This is a genomic window from Streptomyces sp. NPDC006261 (genome assembly GCF_040613515.1).
In the GTDB taxonomy this organism is placed as follows: domain Bacteria; phylum Actinomycetota; class Actinomycetes; order Streptomycetales; family Streptomycetaceae; genus Streptomyces.
Genome location: NZ_JBEXSI010000012.1, coordinates 148169 through 154988, shown reverse-complemented (window position 1 = coordinate 154988; position 6820 = coordinate 148169). Strand labels below are relative to the sequence as shown.

6 protein-coding genes are annotated in these 6820 nt (G+C 70.6%); 3 read left to right on the top strand and 3 right to left on the bottom strand.

Going from position 1 to position 6820, the window contains the following annotated elements; all coding sequences use genetic code 11:
• Positions 1-154 precede the first annotated feature (154 nt).
• Positions 155-1288 (bottom strand): ArsR family transcriptional regulator, encoded by a 1134-nt coding sequence (locus tag ABZ154_RS10525; protein ID WP_356830984.1) that lies wholly within the window; start codon positions 1286-1288, stop codon positions 155-157.
• 216 nt (positions 1289-1504) lie between these two features.
• Here ABZ154_RS10525 and ABZ154_RS10520 point away from each other — a divergent pair, with 216 nt between their 5' ends.
• The 3 genes from ABZ154_RS10520 (at position 1505) to ABZ154_RS10510 (ending at position 3796) form a co-directional block, all read left to right on the top strand.
• Positions 1505-2026 carry a YbaK/EbsC family protein gene (locus tag ABZ154_RS10520; RefSeq protein WP_356830982.1) on the top strand — a complete coding sequence of 174 codons (522 nt, stop codon included), beginning with the start codon at positions 1505-1507 and terminating at the stop codon, positions 2024-2026.
• Positions 2023-2874: a DMT family transporter gene (locus ABZ154_RS10515; RefSeq protein ID WP_356830980.1), complete on the top strand. Its 852-nt coding sequence runs from the start codon at positions 2023-2025 to the stop codon at positions 2872-2874. The genes ABZ154_RS10520 and ABZ154_RS10515 overlap by 4 nt, the downstream gene beginning before the upstream one ends.
• A gap of 157 nt (positions 2875-3031) precedes the next feature.
• Positions 3032-3796, top strand: a complete 765-nt coding sequence (locus tag ABZ154_RS10510; RefSeq protein WP_356831012.1) for a hypothetical protein — start codon at positions 3032-3034, stop codon at positions 3794-3796.
• Positions 3797-3989: 193 nt separating this feature from the next.
• Here the strand turns inward: ABZ154_RS10510 and ABZ154_RS10505 are convergent, their stop codons facing one another.
• Complete coding sequence (locus ABZ154_RS10505; RefSeq protein WP_356830978.1) at positions 3990-5522, bottom strand: alanine/glycine:cation symporter family protein; 1533 nt, start codon at positions 5520-5522, stop codon at positions 3990-3992.
• A gap of 398 nt (positions 5523-5920) precedes the next feature.
• Complete coding sequence (locus ABZ154_RS10500; protein ID WP_356830976.1) at positions 5921-6799, bottom strand: alpha/beta hydrolase; 879 nt, start codon at positions 6797-6799, stop codon at positions 5921-5923.
• Positions 6800-6820 lie beyond the last annotated feature (21 nt).

Genomic DNA, 6820 nt, shown 5'->3' with positions numbered 1-6820 from the left:
CGTCGAACTCGTCCGCGGCCGGTTCGAGGGCCTGGAGGCGTTCCCGCAGCCGGCGGTTCTCGTCCTCCAGGGCGTTGCGTGACCCTCCCGCAGGCCCGCCGCCCGGATGGCAGAAGCGTGGCAGCGGACCGGCCGTTCGCGCCGCACCCTTTCATCAGGGTGAAACCGTCGCGGGGCGGGGCGCCGTCAGCGGCTGCTCCGACCAGCCGGCCCCGGTCGCCTCCAGCAACCGCCGCCCGAGCGGCGTCGGGTGGTGGAGTACGCACCGGCCCTCCTTGCGGCAGGCGGCGAGGCCCGCCTCGCGCAGGATCGCCAGTTGCTGGCAGGTGTTGGGGAGCGAGCAGCGCACCGCGAGGGCCAGTTCGGACGTCGTGGCGCAGCCGCGGGCGGAAACCTCGTACAGGAGCGCGGCGCGCGTCGGGCCCAGCAGCCGGGAAAGGGAGGCACCCGAGGTGGCGGCGGCGGGCAGCTGGACCGGCTTCTCCACCGGGTAGACCAGCACCGGCAGCAGCGCCCCGTCGAACAGCGTGATCGGCTTGCGCCAGCAGAAGTACGACGGAACCAGGAGCAGGCCGCGCCCCGCCAGGTGGAGGTCGCGGTCGACCGGGTACGTCACCTCCAGTACGGGCGGGCTCCACCGGGCCATCGGCCGGAAGGTCTCCAGCAGGGCCCTGGTACCGCCCGCCGCGAGTTCCCGGGAGCGCCAGGCGACGTCCGAGGCCACCGCCGCGTCGATCCACGGCCGGTACGGGGCGACGAACGCCGCGTCGTACGCCGTGAGCAGCCCCCCGAGCGCCCGGAGCGCCGCCGCGTCGCCCCGCGCGAGCTGCTCCGCCGCGAAGGGCCGCACCGCCCGCGCCCGCGCACCCGGTCCCGGCCCTGCGACAGCCCGCGCCCCCGCTTCCGACTCCGCGAGCAGCCTGAACTCCCGGAGCAGCCGGCTCCGGGGCGTCGACAGCACCCGGTCCACGCCCTGCCGCAGGTCGGCGATACCGCCGTCCACCGCGGGGGTCAGGAAGTCGGGGATGTAGGGGCCGCACGGCATCAGGCTGCGCAGCGCGACCGCGACCGCACGGTCGACCCCGCCACCGCCCCCTGCTCGCTCCCCTCCCCCGCCCCCTCCTCCTCGCAGCAGAGGCGTCACCGCCCGCCGCCACAACCCGAACGCGATCCGGCCCTCGTCGGTCTGGAGACGGCAGACGCTGCACACGATCTCCCAGAGCGGGTCCGGGCTCCGGGCGATGCGGACGTACTCCAGATCCTGGGCGGTGAAATGGATGCGCAACACTATTTCCCCCTTGTCGCACTTTCCTGCACATATCGCCCTATCACTGTGGCGCGCAGGACCGTACCCGTGATCCGCACCTGCCACTTCCGGCCAGGGTGTGGCGAGGGATTGGCCTGATGACCTGTCGAAAGGGCGCGGGGGCGCACGGGAAGGGTCGCGGGACCACCCTCCGGAACCCCCTCGCATGCACCATGCACCGGCCGCTAGCGTGCAGCCATGAGCAGCCCATCCGAAACCCCCGGAACCCCTCCCGCCGCACATGTCTCGCACGCCCACCCCCGGTTCGCCGAGGCGCTGGCCGAGCTGGGCCTCCAGGCCGAGGTGCGCCGCTTCCCCGACGCGACCCGTACGGCGGCGGAGGCCGCGGCGGCGGTCGGCTGCGCGCTGAGCGAGATCGTCAAGTCCCTGGTCTTCACGGCGGACGGCGTTCCGGTGCTGGTCCTGATGGACGGCTCCTCGCGGGTGGACGTGGAACGCGTACGGCGTGAGCTGGGCGCCCAGGAGGTCGAGCGGGCGACCGCGGACCTGGTCCGGGAGACGACCGGGTACGCCATCGGGGGCGTACCGCCCTTCGGCCACGCGACCCGCACCCGGGTCCTGGCGGACCGGCGGCTCCTGGACCACGCCGTGGTCTGGGCGGCGGCGGGCACCCCGCACACGGTCTTCCCGCTCGACCCCAAGACGCTGATCGCCCACGCGGGTGCGACGGTTGCGGATGTGCGCGAGCCCGCCAAGTGACCCCGCTGGTCGCCTTCGCGGTCCTCGTCGCAGCGATAACGCACGCCAGCTGGAACGCCATCGCCCATGCCATCAAGGATCAGTTGCTCTCCTTCACGCTGATCTCCGGCGGTGGCCTGCTGATCGGCGCGGCGATGGCCTTCTTCGTCCCGCTCCCGGCTGCGGAGGCGTGGCCGTACCTCCTCGTCTCGGCCGTGCTGCACGTGGCGTACATGATGCTGCTGATGCGCTCGTTCACCCTCGGCGACTTCGGCCAGATGTACCCGATCGCCCGGGGTACGGCCCCGCTCGTGGTGACCGTCCTGGCGGCGGTCTTCGTCGGCGAACACCCGGACGCCTGGGCGACGACGGGCGTGGCCGTCGCCTCGGCCGGGCTGGTCGGGCTGGCCCTCTGGGGCATCCGGGGCTCGGGCAAGCGCCCGCACTGGCCCGCGATCGTGGCGGCTCTCGGCACGGGCCTGGCCATCGCCGGGTACACGACGGTCGACGGCGTCGGGGTGCGCGCCTCGGGCACGCCGCTCGGTTACGTCGCGTGGCTGATGATCCTGGAGGGCCTGGCGATCCCGGCGTACGCGTACTACCGCCGCCGCTCCGGACTGGCTGCCCAGCTGCGGCCGTTCGCGGTACGGGGTCTGCTCGGCGCGGCCCTCTCGGTGGTCGCCTACGGGTTGGTCCTCTGGGCCCAGACCAGGGCCCCGCTCGCTCCGATCGCGGCCCTGCGGGAGTCGTCGATCATCGTGGGCGCGGCGATCGGCACGCTGTTCTTCAAGGAGCGCTTCGGGGCGCCGAGGATCGCCGCGGCGGGGCTGATGGTGGTGGGCATCGGGCTGATGCTGCACACGAGTTGACCGGAGATCACGCAACGGCGTGCTCGACTCGCGGGACGCCGGGGGCCGAGGCCTCATCGTGATGTGCCGATCCACAACCTCGGGTGGCCCTCGGCCGTCTGTAAAGCGCCGGAGGGATGCGCCTTCGGTGCCTTTCCGTACGGAGATCGGGGATCAGGTGGGGAAGCAGGTCTGGAGAGCCGTCGTGGCCGGTGGCGCGGCGGCGGTGTTCACGGCAGTGGCCGCGGTGCCGGCCGGGGCGGCCGAGGGTGGGGCCTCGTTCAGCCGTGTCCAGGTGAACGGCGGCAAGCCGATCGTGATCGGGACGTCGAAGGAGGTCGCGATACCGGCCTCCTTCCGGGTGACGACCACGCGCGCGTGGAAGTGGCTCCCCCTGGTGTACCTCTACCGCAACGGTGCGGATGACAAGCTGTGGCATGCCATCGGGGGGAACGACTGCCCCTACCGGGTCGGCACCTGCGACATCAGGGAGACGATGTACTTCGACCCGAGCACGTGGATGATGCGCAACAGTGAGGCCGGGGTCTGGAAGGTTGCGGGCGAGGCGCACTTCAAGGACGGAAGCAAAGACGTCGACGCCACGGGGCTGACGGTCCACGTCAAGCGCAACTCCCGCCTGACCGTCAACGCCTCGCCCGAACCGGTGACCAAGGGCAAGACCATCACCGTGACCGGGAAGGTCACGCGGGCCAACTGGGAGACCAGGAAGTACGCCTTGTACGGAGGCCGTCACGTGGCCCTGCAGTTCAAGCCTTCCGGTGCCGGCTCCTACACCACGGTGAAGAAGGTGTACGCGAACGGCTCCGGCGCCCTCAGGACGACCGTCAAGGCGTCGAAGACGGGCACGTGGCGTTGGGCGTACTACGGCAATACGACCACAGGTGCGTCGATGTCGCCGGGGGACCACGTCGTGGTGGAGTGATGCCCGCCGTGTCGGCGGGCCCGGGGGGCAAGCCGCTGGTATCCGCCTGCGAGGATCGCGGCGGCGGGGCTGATGGTGGTGGGGGCATCGGGCTGATGCCGCACACGACGACCTGATGCCCTCCGCCCCCGCCGGACACGGCAGGGGCGAAGGGCATCAGGAGGTATCCGGCTCAGACGCCGATGTCTCCGTCTCAGACGGGCGTCTTCGACAGCTCCGGGTCCTTGCCCCCGTCCGTTCCGCCGGCCTTCCGGACCTTCACGTACTCGAGGAAGCTGTTGAGCTCGCGCTTGACCACGGGGGCGAGGAGGTAGAGGCCGATGATGTTGATGACGGCGAGGGTGAAGAGGACCGCGTCGGCCAGGTCGATGAGGGTCTGCAGGGTGAGCAGGGACCCGGAGACCGCGAACAGCGTGTAGAGGACCTTGTAGACGGTCTCGCTGGTGCGGGTGCGGCCGAAGAGGTACGTCCAGGCCTTGAGGCCGTAGTAGCCCCAGGTGAGCACCGTGGAGAAGGCGAAGAGGATCACCGCGACGGTCAGGACGTACGGGAACCAGGGCAGCACGGTAGCGAACGCGTCCGAGGTGATCGTCACGCCGCCGATGGACTCACCGGCGCGGGCCTCGCCCCAGCTGGCCGGGTTGGCGATGACGATGGTCAGCGCGGTCATGGTGCAGACGACGACCGTGTCGATGAACGGCTCCAGCAGCGCGACCAGGCCCTCACTGGCGGGGTGCTTCGTCTTCACCGCGGCGTGGGCGATCGGCGCGGAACCGAGACCGGCCTCGTTGGAGAACGCGGCCCGCTTGAACCCGATGATCAGCGCACCGAGCACACCGCCCGCTACACCCTGGGGGTTGAACGCGCCCTCGATGATCTTCTCGATCGCGGCGGGTACGGCGGTGACGTTGACCAGGATGACCACGAGACACGCGGCGATGTAGATACCGGCCATGGCGGGGATGAGTCGGCTGGTCACCTGGGCGATGGAGCGGATGCCGCCGAGGAGCACGATGCCGACGAGCGCGGCGACGAGGATGCCGAAGAAGATGGCGCCCGCGGAGGAGCCCATGGCCCCGCTCTCGCCGCCGGTGACGGAGACGAGCTGGGCGTAGGACTGGTTGACCTGGAAGAGGTTGCCGCCGAAGAGGCCGAAGAACAGGATCATGATCGAGGCGAGGACGGCGAGCACCTTGCCGAGGCTCTTGCCGTTCTTGCCGAAGCGCTCGGCCAGCCCCTTGGGCAGGTAGTGCATCGGTCCGCCGGAGACGGTGCCGTCGGCGTGGATCTCGCGGTACTTCACACCGAGGGTGACCTCGACGAACTTGGTGGCCATGCCGAGGAGGCCGCAGAGGATCATCCAGAAGGTGGCCCCGGCGCCGCCGATGGAGACCGCGACCGCCACACCGGCGATGTTGCCGAGGCCGACCGTGCCGGAGACGGCGGCGGTCAGCGCCTGGAAGTGGTTGACCTCGCCCGCCGAGTCCTTGTCGTCGTACTTGCCGCGCACGACGTCCACGGCCAGGCGGAACTTGCGCACCTGCACGAATCCGAACCAGCCGGTGAAGACCAGGCCCGCCACGACCAGCCAGGTGACGATGAGCGGCACCTCCGCCCCGGCGATGTTGACGGAGTAGAAGACGATGCCGCCCAGCCACTCGGCTATGGGCTCGAAGAACCCGCTGACGGACTCGTCGATGTTCTGGGTGATGGAGTCGAGTGACACGTTGGCTACCTCGATGACGCGGGAACGGCGGACTGGGGTGCCTTCGCCGGTCGGTGTGCGATGGGGGATGAGCGAACGACGTTGTCCGGTCGGCGACCCCGCGTGTCCCATGGGGCGGACTACGACGATGATCGCTTTGGTCTGATGCCGGAGGGGGCCCGGCGCTCCGCTTCGACGGTGGTTCCGTCTGCGAAGTTGGGCATTTGTACCACGTCGTTTATCGCATCTTTAGTGATGCAGGTCACAAATAATGATTATCTAAGTGAAGATGCTGCATGGGTGACGTCATCGTTATGCGGTTCCCCAGGTGTGTTTATCGGACACCTATCGGTGTACCGCACTGGATGCGAGCCGTCGTGGCCGCCTCCGCCGCCGGGCACACGGATGGACGCGGCGTCTCAGCTCGTGGCGAAAGTCGCGCAGAACTCCTCCACCAGGGCGAGGACCGCTACCGGCGCCTCGTCGAGCAGAAGGTGGCCCGCGCCCTCCATCACCCGGAACTCCGCTCCCAGGCGACGCCGCGCGGACGGGCCCAGGACGCGCGGGGGCAGAAAGGGGTCGAACCGCCCGCTGACGGCCAGCGTGGGCATCGGACGACGCTGTTCGAGGAGACCCGACGGCAGCGGGGGCGGGGCGAGGCTGGTGCGGCAGCAGCGTGCGACCAGGTCCATCCACGTACTGAGGTGGTCGGGCGGCGCCTCGGCCCCCGGGGCGGCCATCTGGCGCAGCAACGCCGTCGACCGGGCGACCGAGGGGCGCAGGAGCCAGGGGACGGTGGCGGCCAGCAGGGGGACGGGAACCCTCAGCCGCGTGATGCCGGCGCTGGAGAGCAGTACCCGGCCGACGATCTGCGGGGAACCGCAGGCGAGCGCGACCGCGCCTCCCAAGGAATGGCCTACCGCCACCACAGGCCCGGGAGCGGCCCGCTCGATGGCCTCGCTCAGCCACTGCCCGTACCAGGCCGTGCGCCGGACGCGAGGCCGCCCGCCCGCGCTGAGCCCCGGCTGACCGGGCAGGTCGAGAACGGTCACACGCCGTCCACGGGCCAGTGCCCCCACCAGGGGCAGGCACAGGGCCGCGTTCATGTTCGTCCCCGGCAGCAGCACGACGCTCGGCTCGCCCTCGCGCGGCTCCGGTCCCGCGGTCACGAAGCTGGTGGCCCCCGCCGACGTGACGACCTCACCACGGACATGGGAGGTGCTCCAGTCCGCGATCCGGTCCTCACACCAGCGCCGCACCTCCCGTTGTGCCTGCGCGTTTCTGTACACCGAGGTCACGTGAGCGTCCTTGTCATCCGT